General features: G+C 70.8%; 18 protein-coding genes. 7 read left to right on the forward strand and 11 right to left on the reverse strand.

Features of this window, described 5'->3' with window-relative positions; genetic code table 11:
* Positions 1-8 precede the first annotated feature (8 nt).
* Positions 9-884 carry a DUF58 domain-containing protein gene (locus LXT23_RS18865; RefSeq protein WP_253981592.1) on the forward strand — a complete coding sequence of 292 codons (876 nt, stop codon included), beginning with the start codon at positions 9-11 and terminating at the stop codon, positions 882-884.
* Positions 884-2,983, forward strand: coding sequence for a BatA domain-containing protein (locus LXT23_RS18870; RefSeq protein ID WP_253981593.1), 2,100 nt, complete (start codon positions 884-886; stop codon positions 2,981-2,983). Before LXT23_RS18865 ends, LXT23_RS18870 begins: the two co-directional genes overlap by 1 nt.
* A gap of 25 nt (positions 2,984-3,008) precedes the next feature.
* Here LXT23_RS18870 and LXT23_RS18875 read toward each other — a convergent pair whose 3' ends face one another.
* The 8 genes from LXT23_RS18875 to LXT23_RS18905 all read right to left on the reverse strand — a co-directional run bounded on the left by LXT23_RS18875 (position 3,009) and on the right by LXT23_RS18905 (position 9,157).
* Complete coding sequence (locus LXT23_RS18875) at positions 3,009-3,977, reverse strand: hypothetical protein (protein WP_253981594.1); 969 nt, start codon at positions 3,975-3,977, stop codon at positions 3,009-3,011.
* A gap of 27 nt (positions 3,978-4,004) precedes the next feature.
* Positions 4,005-4,787 carry a hypothetical protein gene (locus LXT23_RS18880; protein ID WP_253981595.1) on the reverse strand — a complete coding sequence of 261 codons (783 nt, stop codon included), beginning with the start codon at positions 4,785-4,787 and terminating at the stop codon, positions 4,005-4,007.
* Complete coding sequence (locus LXT23_RS50655; RefSeq protein WP_407692894.1) at positions 4,705-6,240, reverse strand: TetR/AcrR family transcriptional regulator; 1,536 nt, start codon at positions 6,238-6,240, stop codon at positions 4,705-4,707. Before LXT23_RS50655 ends, LXT23_RS18880 begins: the two co-directional genes overlap by 83 nt.
* 315 nt (positions 6,241-6,555) lie before the next feature.
* Positions 6,556-6,864: a hypothetical protein gene (locus LXT23_RS18885; protein WP_253981596.1), complete on the reverse strand. Its 309-nt coding sequence runs from the start codon at positions 6,862-6,864 to the stop codon at positions 6,556-6,558.
* Between the two features lie 345 nt (positions 6,865-7,209).
* Entirely contained in the window at positions 7,210-7,734 is a 525-nt protein-coding gene (locus LXT23_RS18890; RefSeq protein WP_253981597.1) for a hypothetical protein, read from the reverse strand.
* A gap of 251 nt (positions 7,735-7,985) precedes the next feature.
* The gene (locus LXT23_RS18895; protein WP_253981598.1) at positions 7,986-8,402 is read right to left on the reverse strand and encodes a DUF1036 domain-containing protein; all 417 of its coding nucleotides are present in this window, start codon (positions 8,400-8,402) and stop codon (positions 7,986-7,988) included.
* A gap of 30 nt (positions 8,403-8,432) precedes the next feature.
* A complete protein-coding gene (locus LXT23_RS18900) occupies positions 8,433-8,741 on the reverse strand; it encodes a hypothetical protein (protein WP_253981599.1) in 309 nt (102 codons plus the stop codon).
* 239 nt (positions 8,742-8,980) lie between these two features.
* Positions 8,981-9,157, reverse strand: a complete 177-nt coding sequence (locus tag LXT23_RS18905; protein ID WP_253981600.1) for a hypothetical protein — start codon at positions 9,155-9,157, stop codon at positions 8,981-8,983.
* 435 nt (positions 9,158-9,592) lie between these two features.
* On the opposite strand from LXT23_RS18905, the gene LXT23_RS18910 reads away from it, so the two are divergent.
* Positions 9,593-10,828, forward strand: coding sequence for a collagen-like protein (locus tag LXT23_RS18910; protein ID WP_253981601.1), 1,236 nt, complete (start codon positions 9,593-9,595; stop codon positions 10,826-10,828).
* 106 nt (positions 10,829-10,934) lie between these two features.
* On the opposite strand, the gene LXT23_RS18915 is transcribed toward LXT23_RS18910, so the two are convergent.
* Complete coding sequence (locus tag LXT23_RS18915; protein WP_253981602.1) at positions 10,935-11,363, reverse strand: G protein-coupled receptor family protein; 429 nt, start codon at positions 11,361-11,363, stop codon at positions 10,935-10,937.
* Positions 11,364-11,570: 207 nt separating this feature from the next.
* Between LXT23_RS18915 and LXT23_RS18920 the strand changes: the two genes are divergently transcribed.
* Together LXT23_RS18920 and LXT23_RS18925 are read left to right on the forward strand one after the other, a co-directional pair.
* Positions 11,571-14,678: a serine/threonine-protein kinase gene (locus LXT23_RS18920; protein ID WP_253981603.1), complete on the forward strand. Its 3,108-nt coding sequence runs from the start codon at positions 11,571-11,573 to the stop codon at positions 14,676-14,678.
* Entirely contained in the window at positions 14,675-15,568 is an 894-nt protein-coding gene (locus LXT23_RS18925) for an RNA polymerase subunit sigma-70 (RefSeq protein WP_253981604.1), read from the forward strand. Before LXT23_RS18920 ends, LXT23_RS18925 begins: the two co-directional genes overlap by 4 nt.
* 18 nt (positions 15,569-15,586) lie before the next feature.
* Here the strand turns inward: LXT23_RS18925 and LXT23_RS18930 are convergent, their stop codons facing one another.
* Both LXT23_RS18930 and LXT23_RS18935 read right to left on the reverse strand, forming a co-directional pair.
* The gene (locus LXT23_RS18930) at positions 15,587-16,240 is read right to left on the reverse strand and encodes an MPN domain-containing protein (protein ID WP_253981605.1); all 654 of its coding nucleotides are present in this window, start codon (positions 16,238-16,240) and stop codon (positions 15,587-15,589) included.
* Complete coding sequence (locus LXT23_RS18935; protein WP_253981606.1) at positions 16,237-17,202, reverse strand: 3-hydroxyacyl-CoA dehydrogenase family protein; 966 nt, start codon at positions 17,200-17,202, stop codon at positions 16,237-16,239. Before LXT23_RS18935 ends, LXT23_RS18930 begins: the two co-directional genes overlap by 4 nt.
* Before the next feature lie 156 nt (positions 17,203-17,358).
* On the opposite strand from LXT23_RS18935, the gene LXT23_RS18940 reads away from it, so the two are divergent.
* Both LXT23_RS18940 and LXT23_RS18945 read left to right on the forward strand, forming a co-directional pair.
* A complete protein-coding gene (locus LXT23_RS18940) occupies positions 17,359-17,898 on the forward strand; it encodes a hypothetical protein (RefSeq protein WP_253981607.1) in 540 nt (179 codons plus the stop codon).
* Positions 17,899-17,980: 82 nt separating this feature from the next.
* On the forward strand, positions 17,981-18,895 hold the full coding sequence (locus LXT23_RS18945; protein WP_253981608.1) for a DUF6209 family protein: 915 nt from the start codon (positions 17,981-17,983) through the stop codon (positions 18,893-18,895).
* The last annotated feature ends 37 nt before the right edge of the window (positions 18,896-18,932 follow it).

Raw genomic sequence — 18,932 nt, forward strand, 5'->3', positions numbered from 1 at the left:
CCCGCGCCATGCTGCTCGACGCCCAGACGCTGGCCCGCCTCCGTGGAGTGAAGCTGCGCGCCCGCGCGGTGATGGAGGGTGTGCTGTCCGGCCTCCACAAGAGCCCGCATCAGGGCCAGAGCGTGGAGTTCGCCGAGCACAAGGAGTACGCCCCGGGCGACGAGCTGCGCCACCTGGACTGGAAGGCGTACGGCAAGTTCGACAAGTACTACGTCAAGCGCTTCGAGCACGAGACGAACCTGCGCGCGGTCATGGTGGTGGATGCGTCCGCCTCCATGGGCTACAGCAGCGGCGCGCTCAGCAAGCTGGACGTGGCCACCACGCTGGCCGGCGCGCTGTGCTACCTGCTGGTGCGCCAGCAGGACGCCGCGGGCCTGGCGCTGATGGTGGGCGGGAAGTGGAAGGACGTGCCGCCGCGCGCCTCCGCGGGCCACCTCAACGTGCTGCTGGAGACGCTCGAGTCCACCACGCCCGACGGCGCCACGGACCTGGGCAGCGCCGCGGACCACCTGGCGGAGGTGCTGCCGCGGCGCTCCTCGGTCATCGTCCTCACCGACTTGCTGGACGAGCGGCAGGACTCGCTCAAGCGCATCCTCGCGCTGCGCCAGCGCAAGAATGACGTGTCGGTGTTCCACCTGGTGGACCCGGCGGAGCTGACGTTCCCCTTCGATGACCCCACGCTCTTCCTCGACATGGAGGGCGAGGGCCGCATCGAGGTGAACCCGCGTGAAATCAAGGAGAGCTACCTGGAGGAGTTCGGCGCCTTCCTGGCGAGCGTGAAGGCGGCGTGCGCCGAGGCGGACGTGGACTACGAGCTGGTGCGGACCGACGAGAAGCTGGACGACGTGCTGCTGCGCTACCTGGCGCGACGCGGGAGGCGCTAGTGACGTTCGGCAACCCGTGGATGTTGCTGGGCGCGCTGGGGGCCCTCATCCCCCTGCTGGTGCACCTGTTCGACCGGCGCCGCCCCCGGCCGCACCCGTTCGGCCCGCTGGCCTTCGTGCTGCGCAGCCAGAAGCGCACCGCCAGCCGCCTCAAGCTCAAGCGCCTGCTGCTGTACGTGCTGCGCACCCTCATCCTCCTGGCCATCCCCGTGGCGCTGGCCCGCCCGGAGTGGAAGAGCGACGCGCAGATGGCGCAGGTGGTGAAGGGGCCCGCGGCCACGGCCATCATCCTGGACGCGTCGCTGTCCATGCGCTGGTCGGACGGGACGTCGCTCTTCGAGCGCGGCCGGGACGAGGCGCGTGACGCGCTGAAGGACCTGCTGCCGGAGGAGCCCGCCACGGTGCTCATCTGCACGGAGTCGCCCGCCGCGCCCCCGCCGCCCGGCTTCGACCGGGGCCGCCTGCGAGGGCTGGTGGACGAGGCGAAAGCGACGTACGGGGCGGCGGACCTGTCGCGCTGCATGGACATGGCGGCGCGGGCGCTGGAGGAGAACCCGATGCCGGCCAAGCGCCTGGTGGTGGTCTCCGACCTGACGGCCGCGGCCTTCCGCCTGGAGGCGCCGCCGCCCACGGTGAAGGGGCCCACGGGCACGCCGGTGAAGCCGGAGGTGGTGCTGCGGGATGCGGCCGAGGGCAAGGACGTGCTGGCCAACCACGCCATCGTCGACCTCAAGGTGGAGCCGGCGCTGCAGGCCGGGCCGCGCGCGTTCCAGTTCACCTTCACGGTGCGCAACTTCGGCGCGGAGGCGGTGAAGGACCTGGAAGCGGCGGTGCGCGTGGGTGAGTCCACGCTGGCCAAGGGCTTCGTGGACGTGCCGGCGGGTGGCACCACGCAGAAGGCGCTGACGGTGCGCTTCCCGCAGGGTGGCACGGTGGTGGGCGAGGTGACGCTGGCGGCGGATGCGCTGGCGGAGGACAACCGGCGTGCCTTCGTGCTGCCGGTGCCCCGGGCGCTGAGGGCGCTGGTGGTGAACGGGGCTCCGCATGCGACGCGCTACCGGGACGAGGCCTTCTTCGTGGACGCGGCGCTCACCGCGCCGGGCTCTCCGGTGGAGGTGGCCACGCGCGACGCGGAGGTGGGCCTGCGCGAGGACTTCTCCACGTATGACCTGGTGCTGCTGCTCAACGTGGCGGCGCCCAGCCCGGACGAGTCCCAGAAGCTGGCGGCCTTCGTGGAGAACGGCGGGGGCCTGTTCATCAGCATGGGCGACCGGGTGAACGCGGAGGAGTACAACGAGCGGCTGGGCGGGGTGCTGCCACGGCCGCTGCGCCTGGTGCGCACCAGCGCCGAGCGCGAGGACCCGGACGCGGAGACGAAGACGGCGAAGCTGGCGAAGGTGTCGGTGGAGCACGTCCTCTTCTCGCCCTTCACCGGCCGCGCCGAAGAGGGCCTGGTGGGGGCGCGCTTCTACAAGTACATGCTGCTGGAGGCGGACAACCCGTCGTCGCCCGGGGCCAGCCAGATACTGGCGACGTACGAGGACGGGGCGCCGGCGGTGGCGGTGATGCGCAAGGGCAAGGGGCGCGTGGCGCTGCTGACCAGCACGGTGGACCGCGACTGGAGCGACTTCGCCATCCGCACCTCGTTCCTGCCGCTGATGCAGCGCTTCGCGGCGTACCTCACGGGCTCGCTGGAGGAGCGCGAGGAGATTCGCGTGCGCGTGGGTGAGGGCGCCACGCTGCGGCCGGAGGGCACGCAGAAGGTGTCCGCGGTGCGCGCGCCGGACGGCAGCGAGGTGCCGGTGAAGGAGCAGCCGGACGGCTCGCTGGTGGCGGGGCCGGTGGCGGAGCCGGGCGCGTACTCGGTGCTGGGCGCGGACGGCAAGGTGGTGCCGGGCCTGTCCTTCGCGGCCACGCTGGACCCGTCCGAGAGCGACCTGAGCCGCGTGCCGCAGGACACCCTCACCGCCTACTTCGGCGAGGAGACGGTGAAGGCCTCCAGCGGGGATGCGGACAAGCCGTCCGTGCCGCTGTGGACGTGGCTCATCCTGGCCGCGTGCCTCGCGTTTTTCTTCGAGGGCACGCTGCTGCGGAAGTAGGAGCGCCCCCGTTGCCCGCCGGCGTTCAGGGCGGGCAGGCCAGCGGAGACCATGCGGTGAAGTTCGAGCCGTTGTAGCTCCGCGAGCAGCTCGTCTCCACCCCTCCACCGGGGTTGTCGCAGCCATCCGACCCGGCATCGCCGTTGAGGGGTCCATCATTGCCGGCGATGCGCGAGGACATGCTGTAGATCTCGTCGTCGCCCTCTCCGCCGGAGAACCTGACGTTCTGACCGGTCAGCGCATTGGCGCTGCCAGTACAGAGGAGGTCGTCTTGAGCGCCGCCCGACACGATGATGGTGTCGGTTGCGTTGATGTCACTCGTCGCACCCACGATTTCATCGCGCCCGTTGCCGCCAGAGGCGGATTCGAGATGGTTGCCGGTCGAATCGACACCCGCCCGCGTCTCGGCGACGTTGATGAAATCCGCCCCCTTGTTTCCGGTGAGCTGGTCGGAGCCATCTTCTCCCGTGAGATGGTCCATGTATTCAACCGAGGTGCTGTTCGAGCCATACACCCGGTCGTTACCAGCGCCAGGGCGTGCCGTCCCGGTAAACCAATCGGGGGCCGTTTGAAACGGATTGTCGCTGAGGTTTCGCTCGTTCCCACTGCCGTTGAATGCGGTGAACCAGACCTCATCGCTTCCAGCGCCGGTCAGGACCTCCACCCCATTCAGTGGGTTCGCGGGCGAGGAGTCCTGCGTGCAGCAGAAGTTCACTCCATCCGCGGTTCCCCAGGCCGAATACCGCGCATGGAAGATGGGAATGGCATCCTTGTAGTTCTTGACGACGACCACGTCATTGTCCCCCGGCGAGGCCGTGATGTCGCACCGCATCGTCTTGGAGACCGCGTCCCTGACGCAGAAGCCCTGGCAGGACTCGGTGTCATAGGACTGCGGTGAGGTGGGGCAGTCCCCGCCTGCCGCCTGCGACTCCGCTCCCCCGAAGGACAGCAATATTCCCGTCAGGAGGACCCGTCCCGCGTCGCGCTTGAGCATGTCTCATTCCCCTGGAGGGAATGGCGGTCAGCCCTTCAATCCCTCTGACAGGTGGAGTCTCGGGATGGCGATGTGACGGTGGCCCACAGCAGGCGCCTGCACGAACTGGAACGACCGGCCAGCCCCCTCACCCCGTATCCAGAGGAACGGCCCATTGTCCTCGGTCAGGCTCGGGTCGAGCGTGTCGGGAACCCAATCCGCGTCCACGTTCTGGGGAGTCCCCTGAATCTCCGTGTCGATGCACTCGGGAATGCCATCCGCGTCCACGTCATGCCAGCCGTTGAGCACCTCTGAGAGAAGCTCCACGTCGTTCGCGTTCAAGGCCGCGCCGCTCCTCGGGTTACCTCCACGAGCGTCTCCGGGTCCAGGACGTACTGGGGCAGGAGCACCGGGACGTTGCGTCTGAACAGCTCGTTCCGTCTCCAGCTGCGCCCTGGCCGACTCGGGGATGTTGGGGTTCTGGCGCAGGAGCTCCCGTTGGGAGGCGGTGTCGAAGAACACCACCAGAAGCTGGAACTCGCCGCAGGTCCTCTCGAGCCTCGGCACCGCCTGGCCCGTGGACGCCAGAAAGAAGCCGTCGTACTTGAAGGCGTAGGCGGGGTAGCAGGCCGGAACGAAGTGAGTCACACCCTCCCAGTCGGAAGAGTACGTGTACTCCATGCCAGCGCATGCAGGCACCACCGCCTGCCTCGTGATTTGCCGGACCGGAAGGCCCTTGCCTTCCGAGTCACAGCCCGCTGCGAGCAGGTAGCCTGAAGCCAGGACCGCGATTCGCAGACGGACTGACAGCCGGTTCCAGTTCATCTGCACGGGCTTCCCTCCCCTGCATTTGCGGGTTCCTGGAACACGGCGTGCCACCGCACGGTATCTGGTGTTCCTCCATCCTACTGGACGGCCCGCCGCCACCCGTGCGTCCAGCCATACGCCCTGGCTTGGGCAGGGATAGGAAGCATCTATGTGAGGCCGATGCGAAGGATGAGCGTGAGCATGGGTCGCACGGGGCTGGACCTTCCGGCGTCGGTCCAGTCTCCGCTCCTCCGGGAGGCTCCGAGCGCTCCCGAGGCCATGGCATGCAGGAACGTGGCGAGCGCCATGGCCGCCAGCGCGTTGCTTGCCACGTCGCCTGGCAGGGGTCTCCCGAGTGCGGTGTCCTCATCCTGGCAGGGCCGTATCGAAGAACGCGACAGGGGCTGGCATGCCTCGAGCGCCCTGCTGCTGGGGCATCGTGAGTTTCTGTGAGAGCCTCTCCAGCCGTCATGGCTGCGGACCGCGCCGCTTCCGCGGGTGAAGCACTCAACGCGCGCAGCCCCTGGTGTTCACGCGCGGCAGTTGCCGAACCGCCCTCCGCCATGGCGTGGGAACGCTTCCTTTCCACGGGCGGAGCGCCCGGCCGAGGCGCCGCTGCGCCATCAGCCATTGCCGCCGCCGCGTCACAGTCGGGCGCTTCGCCCGAGGCCTCCTCGCCCTCTGGAGGCGGATGCGCCGCCGCGCCATCATCTATTGCCGCCGCCGCGTCACAGTCAGGCGCTTCGCCCGAGGCCTTTTCGTCCTCTGGAGGCGGATGTGCCGCCGCGCCATCATCTATTGCCGCCGCCGGGTCACTGTCGGGCGCCTCATACGAGGCTTTTTCGCCCTCTGGAGGCGGTATGCCGCCAGGCCCTCGGGGCGCCGACTTCTCCCTGGGCCCGAGGGCGCGCCAGAGCGCCTCTGCTGACGCGAGCACGTCCGCCTCCGTCACCGCCCCCTCCCACCTCGCCGCCACCCGCCCCAGCTCCGCCAGCGCGCCCCACACCAGGCATGTCCTCGCCATCGCGGAACCCGGCTCCAGTGCTCCATCACGCTCCGCCTGGCTGACGACCTCGCGAATCAGGTCCCGCACCCGCCAGCCTCGCTCGTCGTCAGGCCCCGCCTCCGGGTGGACGTGCAGGAAGACGAAGCTGAAGACTCCGGGCGTCCGCAGTACGTAGTTGGCCAGCAGTCGCCAGAGGGCGAAGAAGCCCTCGCGAAAGCCCGCGCCCTCGTCCGTGCTGGCCATCTGGAATTCGTAGCGCGCGTACCGGCACAGCTCGTCCTCGGAGAAGTCGCGAATGGCCAGCGCACAGCCGCGCTTGCTGCCGTAGCGCCGGTACAGCGAGCCCACCGACATGCGCATCACCCGCGCCAGCTCCGCGGCTGGGGTGTTGTCGTAGCCCCGCTGCGCCATCACCGCCGCCGCCTCCTCCATCCGCGTGGCCACGAACTGCTGGTACAGCTCCATGATCATCTGCCCACCCCCTGCCGGACCGACCCGCCCGTGGAAGGAACGTTCCTTCCGCGAGGACCTTCCTACCGGGTGGGGCTGACATGCGGACGGAGGACGACCGGGCGGGTCCGCTGCGGCCCACGGCCGGCGCGAGGCCGGAAGGCCCCACGACGGTTCAGGCGAAGCGGGCTTCCTCCAGGTCTCGAGTCAGCCCTTCCGAGAGCCTGTCCATGGCATGGCTCGGACTCCCCGGGCGGCGCGCGGCGCTGGCACGGCATGGCCGAACGGGGGCCCTTCCCGCGCTGGGGCTTGGAAGGAACACTCATCAGGCAGGAGTCATCCGCGTCTTGAATGAGCCGAGCCCTCGGGGCTGCCGGTGATGATCGCCATGCCGCTCGTATAGGCGAAGGTCGCCAGCCCAATGGACGAACTGCACGCCGCCAAGGCGGTGAAGTCGCTCGCGAGCAGTGCCAGCACGTACGTGCCCTCCCGCTGGTTGGACACGTTGAGCAGCGAGCGCTCATCGATGAAGAAGCGCATCCTGGCGGTGAAGGTCGTGCCGACCTGGAAGTTGCCCGTGCCCACGTTGTTCGCGCCGTCGTGGACACCGAGCCACGAGGCGGCCACGTTGGCGTTGGCCGGCACGGTCCCAGGGAGCCGGGCGCGTTGGTGCCCGTGATGCCGTTGGCCGTCGCGCCCATCAGGGTGGTGAAGGTGCCCTCCGACATGGTGAGCGAGGCCAGCCAGGCACCGCCGGTGATGCTGACCGGAGTGCCCGCCCTCACCGCGCCCGAGAAGCTCGCGCGGATGACCGGCGGGCGCGTGTGGGCCCGACCGGCTCGGCCAGCGCGGCGATTTCATGGGCGATGCGATGGATGAGACCGGTCGGACACAGGAGGTGGCCTCGCTCCAGGTTCCCCGGCTCCTGGGCCGAACAGGCTGCTGCCGGCCGCCATTCCATGCGTCGGGCGGCGGCCGGCGAGCGGACCGTCAGTTCTTCTCGACGGTGGTGATGGCCAGCGGCGTCGGGTTGCCGATGAAGGTCCCGGCGGTGTTGGTGCACGGCATGGGCACCTGCGAGAAGTCCGCGGCGTAGTAGCCGTAGGTGGAGCCATTGCCCTTCTCGTAGAACTCATGGCCATCCGGGAGGACCACCTTCCAGACGTAGTTGATGCTCGTGTACTGCGTGGACGACCGCGCGCGGATGACACCCGTCACCTTGGTGCCCCAGTGGTACGGAGCCACCGCCGGCACCTCGACGGTCTGCGGCGCCGGAGCCCAGTCGAACGTGCTGGAGGGACCGGAGCTTCCGCCCCAGCCATAGATGAGGAACACGCGGGTGCCCCAGGGCAGGTCATCGTTGCGGTACGTGAGGGTGATTTCCGCCTGCGAGGTGCTGAAGTAGCCGCACGTGTTGAGCACCGTCCGCGCCTGCACCCACTGCGCCCCCGCGAGGGCAGAGGTAGACGTCAGCAGCAGGGCGAGCACGAGCGCGTGGCGGGAAAGCCGGGACATGTGGAGACTCCAGGGAGTGGGTTGACAGCCGCGCCGCTCTACCAGAGCCGAGGCGCCCGCTGGAACCCAGGCGTCCGTAACGCGCCGTGGCAACTCGTTGGAGTTCCACCCCGCACCCCATTCCCAACCCCTTGGAATCCGGGCGCTTGTGGCGAGGTTCACCGTGCAGCGGGCGGAAGGGGACGTGAGCCCCCGGGCTGCCCACGCAGCCCGGGAGACGTGAAGGGGTGATGGGCCCCTGAGTCCGAAGGTCAGGGGTTGAAGGTCAGCGTGTAGTTCTGGGCGCCGCCCGTATTGAGCTCGCGGTAGCCCAGGTTGCGGGAGCTGGCGTCGCAGGTGTTGTCACACCAGTTGAAGGCGTTCCACGGCGTACACGTGAAGAAGTCCCCCGACCAGACGAGCCCGCCACCCTCGGCGTAGTAGTAGGAAAACGTGTTCGAGATGGCGGGCCCATAGACAATCTTGCACTGGCCCGGCGTGAGGTCCCACCAGCCCACCTTCCTCCAGCTGCTGCCATCCTCGGGAACACAACTGGCGTCATACCAGGAATAGGCAGTCCAGATGGTGACGCTGGTCCCGTTGCAGAACTGCACCCAGGCATGGGCCGGCCCGGCGAAGCCGAGCCCGGCGGCGGCCGCGAAGGCCATCACAAGCTTTCTCGTCGACATGTGAGTCTCCTCAATCCCAGACGGGGTGCACTACTTGCTGGAGCGCCGCACGGCGCCTGGAGCCAGGGGCTCGGAAGTCGACGAGGGGCTCGCCTTCTCCGTGCCCGCGGAGACGGAGAGCTGGGTCGTCGTCGCGGGGTCGACCACGTACCGCACGGGAACCGCCGTCACGGCAGCCGAGGTGCGCGTCGCAGCCAGCTCCTGCGCGGACGGCATGTCCCGGGCCGGTGAGGCCTGGACCTGGGAAGCGGGCGGTGCAGCCGACTCCGGTGGGGTGTTTCCACAGCCCATGGCCAGGACCAGCAGTCCGAAGCCCATGAAGGTTGCATCCATCTTCATCGCAATGCCTCCCTTGTGAATTGCGCCCTCAAGGTGCTCTTGAAGTCTTGTTACTTCAACAAGCGCATGTACTTTTTGACCCGACACACCATCCCCCTGTCGATTCCCATACAGCCGGTAGTGGGAACCCAGTACATGGGCGTCACACCGGGCTGGAGCCTGAGATTGAGCACCCGGTGTGCTGGCGCCAGCGGTTGCACTGCCTGGCGCCAGCCACGGGCTGGCTACAGCGTGCGGACTCAGAACGTCTCGTGGAGGGTCCAGCCGTAGGTCGCGGTGCCGCGGCGGCTCACGCGGGCCTGGTCACGCGTGGCCCAGCCGGCCGGCAGCGGTGAGTAGCCGCGGCTCACCATGTCGTTGTACGGGGTGCGAATCTCGTGTGCCGGCGTGCCGCCGCACAGCGTCGACGGGTACATGGCGGGCGTGCGCTGACGTGTTCACAGGCGCTGGAATGGAGGGCCATACCCTGGTGCAGCGACGTGAGCTGGGCCAGAATGGCGGCCTCAATTCCGTGCGCGGCCCCGCACCCTTCTCGCGTCTGGCTGTCCGGGCCTGCTCCCGGACGCGGCGCTTCTTTTGCTGGGGGAGTCGTGATGCGCGTCCACCTTTCATCGAGGGTCCTCGGAACCCGGCTGCTGCGAGCCACGCTCGTGACGGGACTCCTGAGCTTTTCTGCCTGCAAGGGCCCGACAGGGTCCGACGGGAAGGATGGGGCCCAGGGCCCCCAAGGCCCGCGCGGTGAGACAGGCGCGCGGGGTGAGACGGGCGCGCGCGGCGAGACGGGCGCGCAGGGCGAGCGAGGACCTGAGGGACCGCAGGGTCTTCGAGGAGAAACGGGAGCAGAGGGGCCCATGGGCCCGCAGGGCCTGCGGGGAGAGGTCGGGCCACAGGGCCCGCAGGGGCCTGGCGTGGTGGTGGAGAACATGGTCGAGCAACCCGGCGGCAACTGCCAGCATGGCGGTGTCCGCATCCGGGCCGGCGCTGACGGCAACGGCAACAGGGTGCTCGAAGAGCATGAGGTAGACCCGAGCTCCACCCAGTACCTGTGCAACGGTGCGCCAGGCAGCATGGGTGCGCAGGGCATCCAGGGGCCCACCGGCGAAGCAGGCCCCACGGGGCCCTCCGGTGCGCAGGGCCCGCAGGGTGAGCCCGGCGCGCTCGCGCTCTACGGGGACGGCTCCGCGGGGGACTTCACCCACTTCAGCACCTCGCCCCTGCGCAACCTCGCCATCGGCTACGGCAGCCTGGCGAATGGCGCCAACCTGATGTTCCGCAACGTGCGCATCGACGGCACCCTCATCCTGGCGAGCGGCACCACGATTCGCGCCACCGGAGACATCATCATCGGGCCGACGGGCGTCATCGCAATCAACCCGGAGCAGCAGGTCCAGTCCGTCAACTCGCCGGACCGGGGCATCGCCACCTCCGCCGCGGAGGACTACCAGGGCGGCCGGGGCCTGGACCTGGGACGCTCCGCGCTGCTCACCCGCTTCGACCTGCGCGGCGGCGGCGGTGGCTTCCGCCCGAAGCACGGCAATACCACCAATGCCTTCGGTGGCGAGGCCGGAGGCCGGCTCATCCTGGCCGCCCGGGGCAACATCATCATCAATGGCAACATCGACGCCGCGGGCCGCACCGCGCAGCTCACCGGCGGGCAGCCCCTGGCAGGGGGCGGAGGTGGAGGAGGCGGCGTCGTCACCCTCGTCTCGCGTGGCACCATCACCCTGGGCGCCAACGGCTTCATCCGCGCCAACGGAGGCAATGGAGCCAACGGCATCGCGGGAGCCCCAGGGCAGCTCTACGGTGGAGGTGGCGGGGGCGGCGGAGGCATCGTCCAGTTCCTCACGGCCAGTGCCCCCTCCATCGCCAATGCCAGCAACATCGTCGTCACCGGCGGCACAGTGGGGAACGCAGGCGTCTCGGGCGCGGCGACGACCCTCGTGGCGGTGGGCGGCGGAGGCGGCGCCTCGGGCGGCGATGGGGGTGATGGCACGAAGTCCACGGTCGCCGGCGGCGCCGCCGAGCCGGGCAACACGGGGGACTTCTCCACCACCGTCACCCCACAGCCCGAGCTCATCTTCTACTGACCCGGTGCGGGGTGAGGAGCACCAGGGGACGCTCCGTCGGACTCGAGGAGGTCCCCGGCCAGGAGGCGTCCCGCGCTGAGCGCCTCGGCCTCCCCTGCTGTCTCAGTCACTCCTTGTGCCATGAGCCCTGACCGGAGCAGCGCGCGTCCCCGGCATACGAGGCCGCCTGGAAGCCGCGCTCCCCGCGGGTCTCCGTGCAGCCCGGGTCCTCGCATCGCTCATCGTCGTGGGCCCGGGCGGCCATCATCGCGGCCTCCCCGGGTGCCTTCACCTGGGGCGCCTCGAGCAGCATCCCCGTCCATTCCAGCGCATGGAGGAGCTCCCCCAACGCGAGGTACGCCCCCTCCAGCTCTGTCTGGATGGCCATCGCCTCCGGGGACGCGGCCACCGGCGCGGCGCGCATGTTCGAGGCGGAGGCGCCAGCGCCCTGATGGAGGCCCTCATGACCGCCCTGCCCGGCCAACCTCGCCCGGGCTTCCGCGACCTTGAGGGCCAGCTTCCTGGCTCTCCGGATGGCCTCGGCGCGTCCTCGCACGCGCCGCTGTAATTCCTCATCAGGAGCGGATGGGTCGGACGTGTCGGAGACCATGGAAAATCCCCTGGGAAATGCAGCGAAATTCCGTCAGTCGTTCCATGGGGAAGAATTCCGAGCCCCCCGCCCGTCCCAAAGTCTCCGCCCCCGCTCAACCACCGTCGCTTACATCTGCAACGCCGGCTACAACGACTCCTCGCGCCGCTCCCCATGAACGCGTGCCCCCAAGAAACGACGCTGAGCGACTTCCTTGCGGGGTTGCTGTCCGAGGAGCACAGAGGCCGCGTCCTCGCACATGTGGAGTGCTGTGCGGACTGCCGGTGGGTGCTGGCCGCGGGTGATGGCGCCCGGGCGCTGACCAGCCCTCCGGCGACGCTGTCGCAGGAAGCCTCCTCGCCGCCGCTGGCCCGCGGCTCCAGGGTCTCCCGGTTCGTGGTGCGGGAGCGCATCGGCTCCGGGGCCATGGGCGTGGTGTACGCGGCGGAGGACCCGGAGCTGGGCCGCCAGGTGGCCCTCAAGGTGCTGCGCCCCGAGGGGTGCCAGCACGAGGAGCTGCGACAGCGCCTGCTGCGCGAAGCCCAGGCGCTGGCCCGGCTCTCCCACGCCAACGTCGTCACCCTCTATGACGTGGGCACCTACGGGGACAGCATCTTCCTGGCCATGGAGTTGGTGGAAGGCACCACGCTGGCGGAGTGGATGAAGCAGCCCCATCCCTGGCGTGAGGTGCTGCGCGTCTTCCTGGAGGCCGGGCGGGGACTGGTGGCCGCGCACGCGGCGGGCCTGGTGCACCGCGACTTCAAGCCCGCCAACGTCCTGCTGGGACGGGATGGCCGGGTGTATGTGACGGACTTCGGCATCGCCCGCCTGCTCCACCAGGAGGAGGCCCCCTCCGTGCCGGCGAGCCCCGAGGCCTCCGGCGCTCCCGCGGGCCTGCTCACCCGGACGGGCCTCGTGCTGGGCACCCCCGCCTACCTCGCCCCGGAGGCGCTGCGGGGCCAGCGCGCCGACGCGCGCTCGGACGAGTTCAGCTTCTGCGTGGCGCTCTACGAGGCCCTCTTCGGCGCGCGTCCCTTTCAGGGAGAGACGCTGAGGGAGCTGGCCGAGGCCGTGCGGCAGGGCCAGGTGCGTCCGCCCGCGCGCGAGGCGAAGGTCCCCACCTGGGTGCGGCGCGCGGTGCTCCGGGGCCTGCGAGCCGAGCCCGCGGAGCGCTTCCCCTCCATGGAGTCCCTGCTGGTGGCCCTCACGCCGCGGCCCCGGAGGAGGCTCGCGCGGGTGGTGGCCACGGCGACCGTGACGGGCGTGCTGGGGGCCCTCGCCGCCTACGGGGTGGCGCAGCGGCGCGAGGCGCGCTGCGAGCAGGAGGTGGAGAAGCTCGCGGCGGCCTGGAGCCCCGCTCGACGTGAGCGGGTGCGCGCGGCCTTCCTCGCCACGGGCGCGCCGTACGCCGCGCCGACCTGGGAGCGGCTCGCGACGGTGCTGGACGCCTACGCCGGCCAGTGGCGGACGCTGCGGACCGAGGCCTGCCTGGCCTCGGGCAGCGCCACCGCAGACGGCGCGTGGCAGACGGCCGCATGCCTCGACGCGCGGCTCTGGCAGCTCGCCGCCGTGACAGACGTGCTGGAGAAGGCGGACGTGCTGACGGTGCAGCACGCGCACTCGCTGACGGCCTCCCTCGAGGGGCTCGCCGGCTGCCGGGACACGCCCGGGCTCTCCAGCCGCCCGCAGCCTCCCGACAACCTCCGCGCCCGGGTGGAGGCGGCGCGGCACAAGCTGACGCAGTCCCGGGTCCACCTCGTGGCGCGCCGGTTCACCGACGGCCTCGCGGTGACGTCGGCACTCCTCGAGGAGCTGAAGGGGCTCGACTACAAGCCACTGGAGGCGGAGGTGCTGCTGGCCCACGCCGAGTTCCTCGGGGGGAGCGGCAAACCGAAGGAGGCGGAGGACGTCCTCTACCGGGCCCTGTGGGCCGCCGAGGCCGGGCGTGACGATGTGACGGTGGCGCGGGTCTGGCTGGAGCTCATCTGGGTGGTGGGCGAGGAGCAGTCCCGCACCGCGGACGCAGAGAAGGTCGTCCAGCACGCCCGGGCCGCGGTCGACCGGGTGGGACGCGAGCGCTTCCCGGACATCACGACGGACCTGCACCTGCGCCTGTCTTCCCTGCGGGAGATGCACGGCAACCACGCCGAGGCGGAGAAGGAGGCGCTCCTCGGCCTGGAGTTCTCGCGAAGGAGGAATGGCCCGGACAGCCTCCGCACGCCCAACCTCCTCCACCAGCTGGGACGCGTCCGCTTCGGCCAGCGCCGCTATGAAGAGTCGCTGGAGCTCCATGCCCAGGCCCTCGAGCAGCGCCAGCGCCTGCTGGGCCCCGACCACCCGGCCCTCGTGACGTCCTACAACCGGGTCGCCTCGGCCCATGCGCACCTGGGCCGGCTCGCCGAGGCCGCTGGCTTCTGGCGCAGGGCCCTGGCCATCCACGAGGCCTCTCCCGGCCCGGGAGGCACCGCGCTCGGCACCCTGCTCTTGAATCTCGCCGTGGTCGTGCGCGTCGAGGGCCGGCTGGAGGAGGCGCGGTCCATGCTCGAGCGGGCGCGCGCCATCTTCGAGGGCGCCCGTGGACCCGACCACCTCACGGTGGTCCAGGCGCTCACGGAGCAGGCCACCCTGTCTCGCGAGGCAGGCCAGCGCGACGAGGCGTTGGCCCTCTCCACCCAGGCGCTGGAGCGAATCCAACGCTCGCAGGGCCCGGACACGCCGCGCGCCTCCCTGCCGCTGACAGCCCGGGGACAGGTGCACCTGAGCGCGGGCCGCTACCCCGAGGCACGGCGCGACCTGCTGGAGGCGCTGAAGCGGCTGGAGAAGGCGCATGGCCCGGAGGGTGGCGAGTCGGTGTCCGTGCTGCTCCCGCTGGCCGAGGTGGCCCTGGCGACCCGGGCCCCGCAGGAGGCGCTCGGGTACTGCGAGCGTGCGCGGAAGGTCACCGAGAAGGCCCAGGGCCCGGAGTCCGTGGACGCCGCGAATGCCCTGGCCTGTGCCGGGCAGGCGCACCTGGCGCTGGGCGCCGCGGAGGAGGCCGTGCCGCTGCTCGAGCGGGCCCGGCGCATCCAGACCCGCTGGGGCGAGCCCGGCGACCCGGAGCTCGCCGGCAAGACGGCCTTCCTGCTGGCCCGGGCGCTCCTGGAGACGCGCGCCTCACCGGACCGGGCGCGGGCGCTCGCGCTGGCCGAGGAGGCCCGGCTGCGGCTGGAGTCCGTGGGAGTCCGGGGACGGCCGGAGCTCCAGAAGGTGCTGGCCTGGCAGCGGCGTGAGGGGAAGCGATGAGCGAGGAACGCAAGACAGGCTCCCTGGCGGCGCTGCTGCGGGAGCACCTGCCCCGCAAGCAGCGCGCGGAGCTGGAGGCCGTGGAGGGGCTGGAGGCGCTGCTGCGCCAGCACGTCGAGGCGGCCCGGACCGCGTGGCCCACGCTGTCGCTCCCGGTGGAGACCTTCGTGCGTCACCTGGCCCGGCACCTGCCCGAGGGCAAGGCCGCGGAGGCGCTGCGCAACCTCCGGGGTGCCGACCTGTACCTCGCGTGCGCGTGCACCACCGGCGAGCCCTCGGCCCTCCGGGCCTTCGAGCAGGACATCCTCCGCTACATCCCCTCCCGGCTCGGGGCGTTGTCACCGAGCCTGGTGGAGGACGTGCTGCAGGTGCTCCGCGAGCGGCTGCTGGTGGGCAGCGAGACGGCGCCGCCCAGGCTCGGCAGCTACGGGGGCCGCGGGCCGCTGCTGACCTGGGTGGGCATCAGCGCCGCGCGCCTTGCCGCCGAGCTGGTGGAGAAGCACGGGCGCGAGGTTCTCGTCACCGAGCCGCCGGAGGCCTTCGCGCGGATGCTGGCCTCGGGCAACCCGGAGCACGCGCTGCTCCGGGATGACGCGCGCCAGTTCCTCACCGAGGTGCTCCGGAAGGTGGTGGAGGGGCTCTCCGAGCGCGAGCGCGCCCTGCTGCGCCTGCACTACTTCCATGGCTTCACCATGGACCGGCTCGCGCTGATGTACGGCGACTCACGCTCCGGCGTGGCACGCAAGGTCGCCCAGGCCCGCGAGCTGCTGCTCGAGCGCGTCCAGGCGGAGCTGGCCCCCCGGCTGAAGCAGGACGCCATCGCCATGGAGAGCCTCCTGGGGCTCGTGCGCAGCCAGCTGGATATCAGCCTCCAGCGGATGCTGGGCTGAGGCCCCCACGGCCGTCGCTCAGCGCTCGGCGTTGCGCCCCCGGCCGGAGCGCGCGACTTCGTGCCAGGGGCCCTGGCTGTCCCCAGGCTCCGGGGTGCCGAAGCGGATGGCCAGGGGCCGGCAGCCCGCGTCGGGCGCGTCCTCGGAGGGCGGGGCCCAGGCGCCGAGCGCGTGATACAGCCGGCCCTCGCGCCGCTCCAGGTAGAGAATCAGGTTGAGCGGCCAGCCGGCGCCGCGGAAGAGGTGCCGGTCCATGGGCGTGGGCTCCTGGCTCACCCGGAGGCCGCGCTCGTGCGGCGGGCCGATGCGGTGCCAGTCCGGGTGCAGGTGGATGGAGCCGAGCACCTCCAGGCCTTCTGCCTCGGCCTCGGTGGTGATGCGCAGCAGCTCCCGGGGCTCGCACCAGAAGCCGCGCCGGCCGTTGGCGTAGCAGGCGCCGAAGCGGGGGATGATGGTGGCGTCGAACTCCTGGAGGACGTGGTCATCCGTCTCGCGGATGTTGGCGGCGAAGCGGACGCGCTCCACCCGCATCGCACCGTCGACGAAGCGCCCCAGCAGGACGGCCCAGCTGCGGGGCGGCAGCTCCGGAGTGCACGTCGTGTACTCACGGATGCAGTCCGCGAGGAAGTCCGACAGCACCTCGGGGTCCAGCAGCACGGCGTCCGGCTTCACTCCCCCACCTCCGGCGTGGGGATGCGCGAGTGGCCCGCGGCCCGGTCCTCGTGGAGCTGGGTGATGAGGTGGCGGGCGACGCGCTCCTCGAAGGCGGCGGTGGCCTCGGGCGTCCAGGTGTAGAAGCCCTGCCCCGTCTTCAGGCCCAGCTCGCCGCGCTCCACCTTCTGCGCCAGCACGGGCGGCACCGGGCGCCCGGAGCCCGTGATGATGGCGGTGACGAGGTCCAGCCCCGCGAGGTCCAGCCGGTCGAAGACCCCGGACACGCCCAATCGCCGGCCGATTCCCTGGGTGAGGACGCGGTCCACCATCTCCGGCGTGGCCACGCCCTCCTGGACCAGCCGGATGGCCTCGCCGATGAGCGCCTGCTGCAGGCGCGGGCCCACCGAGCCCGGCACGTCCTTCGCGAACACCACGGGCGACTTGCCGAGCTCCTCGAGGAAGCGGCGGACCGTCTCGACGACGTCGGGGGAGGTCTTCTCCCCGGGGATGACGTCCACGAGCGGGACGAGGTGCGCGGGCAGGTAGTAGTGCGCGGAGAGGACGCGCTCGGGCCGGGTGCAGTCCCGGGCGATGGCCGTCACGCTCAGCGCCGTGGTGTTGGAGGCGAGGACGGTGTCCGGGGCCGCGAGCCGGTCCAGCTCCCGGAAGAGCTCCTGCTTGAGCGCGAGATTCTCCGGGATGGACTCGATGACCAGGTCCTGGCCCACGACGGCGTCGGCGAGCACGGTGGTCCGCCGGATGCGCTCGAGCGCGGCGGAGGCCCGCTCCGAGGGGAGCAACCGCGTCTCCACCAGCAGCGCCGCGTCGCGCGCCAGCTTCACCCGCGCCCGCTCGCTGCTGTCGGAGCGCGTGTTGTAGAGCACCACCTGCCTGCCGGCGATGGCGAGCTCGAGCGCGATGCCGCACCCCATGGCTCCACCACCCACCACGCCAATCCTCGTCAGCCGCTTGGGATTCATGCGACGCAGCGTCGCCCCGCCTCCGCGTCCGAGGCAATCTCTTGAAGAGGTGCTGCAATTGTTCATGGACGCCCGTGACGCGGGGCGACAACCCCGTCCCGATTCCCATTAGGGTGAAGGTGGAGGAACCCGCACATGGAAGGTTGGGCCTGCGGCTTGTTGACGGTCCTCGTGATGGTCGCGTTCAAGGTTCTGGATGCGCAGTCCAGGGAGGAGCGACGGGAGGAAGCAGCCCCGGCCTGGAGCCACTTCGCCCGCCTCCATGAGCTGAGCTGCAATGAGCTCAACCTCTGGGGCTCCTTCAAGGGGTACCCACTGAAGGTGGACACCGAGGACCACAGGTTGACGAGAGTCACGGTCACCCACACGCGCCTGTTCTTCGCCATCCCCGCCCTGCCACGCGGGGTGGTGCTGATGCCCGGAGGGGGCTACGACGGGCTGCCCGTGCTCCCGGAGGACGCCACGCCCGAGCTGACGGCGATGCTGCGGAACCGGCGGGTGCGGGAGTGCTTCTCCGCCGCGGCGAACGCCTATCGCGACCTCGTCCTCAAGAACGGGCAGCTCTCCGCGCAGCGGAACGGACGCGTGCCCGTCACCGTGGAGGAGCTGGAGGCCTTCATCGAGCCCGCCTTCCAGCTGGCCCGCGCGTTCGACGAGGCGGCGCGCTCCAGCGCGACTCCGAATCGCCCCAGGTGACGCGGTACACCGTCCGCCCCGAGGGTGGGCGAGCGTCAGGGAGGCCTGATACATGCGGGCTCCCCTACCCCGGAGGAACCCCATGAAGTCTCCCTGGAAGTCCCTGGCCCTCGTGCTGCCGCTGCTCGCGGCGTGCGGCGGCACGCCCGACCCGGCCCCCGAGGCCGTACAGACGCAGCAGGCTCCCCTCACCGCGCCCAGGGGCACGGTGCGCTTCTTCACCGGCTGGACGCACGAGCAGCGCGGCGCCATCGTCCGCGGCGGCACGCTGGTGGTCGACTACGACCTGTACCGGATGACCGACTGTCACAACAGCACCTACGCCGGCCAGCAGGCGTGGGACACCCTGGCGTACGTGCGCTTCCTGCCCGGCGGGCAGACCTCCTCCGGCAGCGTGAAGCAGGCCACCGGCAGCACCACCTTCGTGAACAAGCCCTACGAGGTGACGGTGCCGGCGGACGCCACCCACGTGGAGACGTGGTTCTTCACCTCCGGCCGCACGTGCCAGAGCAAGTACGACAGCAACCTGGGCCAGAACTACCGCTTCCCCGTGGAGGCGCAGTCCCCCGCGGCCGTGGCCTGGGCCGGTGACTGGGGCGGCAGCTTCGCGCGCGACTGCGTGCACCGCGACGGGCTGGCGGACCCCATCGTCCTCGACAGCTACGTCATGCAGCGCGCCTGCAGGTGGGTGGACGCGGACGTGTACGTGCCGGGCGTGACGGACGCCGCCACCGCGCGGCCGGAGTGGGTCCAGGCCCAGGTGGAGTTCAGCGTGGACGGCGGCCCCCTCCAGTACAAGTGGCTGAGCTACCAGGGCCGCGTGGGCAACAACTCCCGCTGGCGCTGGGACCTGGCCTCCGAGCCGCTCGCGTACACGCCGTGGTCCCAGTACACGTTCGCTTTCCGATACTCGACGGACGGCGTCAGCTGGTATCGCATCGCGCTCGGCGCTGGCCCCTCGGGAGGCGCCGCGCGCACCGTGCAGCGCGCCTTCTAGTCACCGCCCCGGTCACCGGAGCCTTGCGCTCCGGCGG

The sequence above is a fragment of the Pyxidicoccus xibeiensis genome, from assembly GCF_024198175.1.
GTDB classification, from domain to species: Bacteria; Myxococcota; Myxococcia; order Myxococcales; family Myxococcaceae; genus Myxococcus; species Myxococcus xibeiensis.

Bases quoted from the DNA above. Each gene is read 5' to 3' on its own strand.
- LXT23_RS18890 (WP_253981597.1), bottom strand. From the start codon at position 7,734: ATGTCCCGGCTTTCCCGCCACGCGCTCGTGCTCGCCCTGCTGCTGACG.
- LXT23_RS18925 (WP_253981604.1), top strand. From the start codon at position 14,675: ATGAGCGAGGAACGCAAGACAGGCTCCCTGGCGGCGCTGCTGCGGGAG.
- LXT23_RS18920 (WP_253981603.1), top strand. From the start codon at position 11,571: ATGAACGCGTGCCCCCAAGAAACGACGCTGAGCGACTTCCTTGCGGGG.
- LXT23_RS18895 (WP_253981598.1), bottom strand. From the start codon at position 8,402: ATGTCGACGAGAAAGCTTGTGATGGCCTTCGCGGCCGCCGCCGGGCTC.
- LXT23_RS18865 (WP_253981592.1), top strand. From the start codon at position 9: ATGCTGCTCGACGCCCAGACGCTGGCCCGCCTCCGTGGAGTGAAGCTG.
- LXT23_RS18945 (WP_253981608.1), top strand. From the start codon at position 17,981: ATGAAGTCTCCCTGGAAGTCCCTGGCCCTCGTGCTGCCGCTGCTCGCG.
- LXT23_RS18935 (WP_253981606.1), bottom strand. From the start codon at position 17,202: ATGAATCCCAAGCGGCTGACGAGGATTGGCGTGGTGGGTGGTGGAGCC.
- LXT23_RS18900 (WP_253981599.1), bottom strand. From the start codon at position 8,741: ATGAAGATGGATGCAACCTTCATGGGCTTCGGACTGCTGGTCCTGGCC.
- LXT23_RS18905 (WP_253981600.1), bottom strand. From the start codon at position 9,157: ATGTACCCGTCGACGCTGTGCGGCGGCACGCCGGCACACGAGATTCGC.
- LXT23_RS18875 (WP_253981594.1), bottom strand. From the start codon at position 3,977: ATGCTCAAGCGCGACGCGGGACGGGTCCTCCTGACGGGAATATTGCTG.
- LXT23_RS50655 (WP_407692894.1), bottom strand. From the start codon at position 6,240: ATGATCATGGAGCTGTACCAGCAGTTCGTGGCCACGCGGATGGAGGAG.
- LXT23_RS18910 (WP_253981601.1), top strand. From the start codon at position 9,593: ATGGGCCCGCAGGGCCTGCGGGGAGAGGTCGGGCCACAGGGCCCGCAG.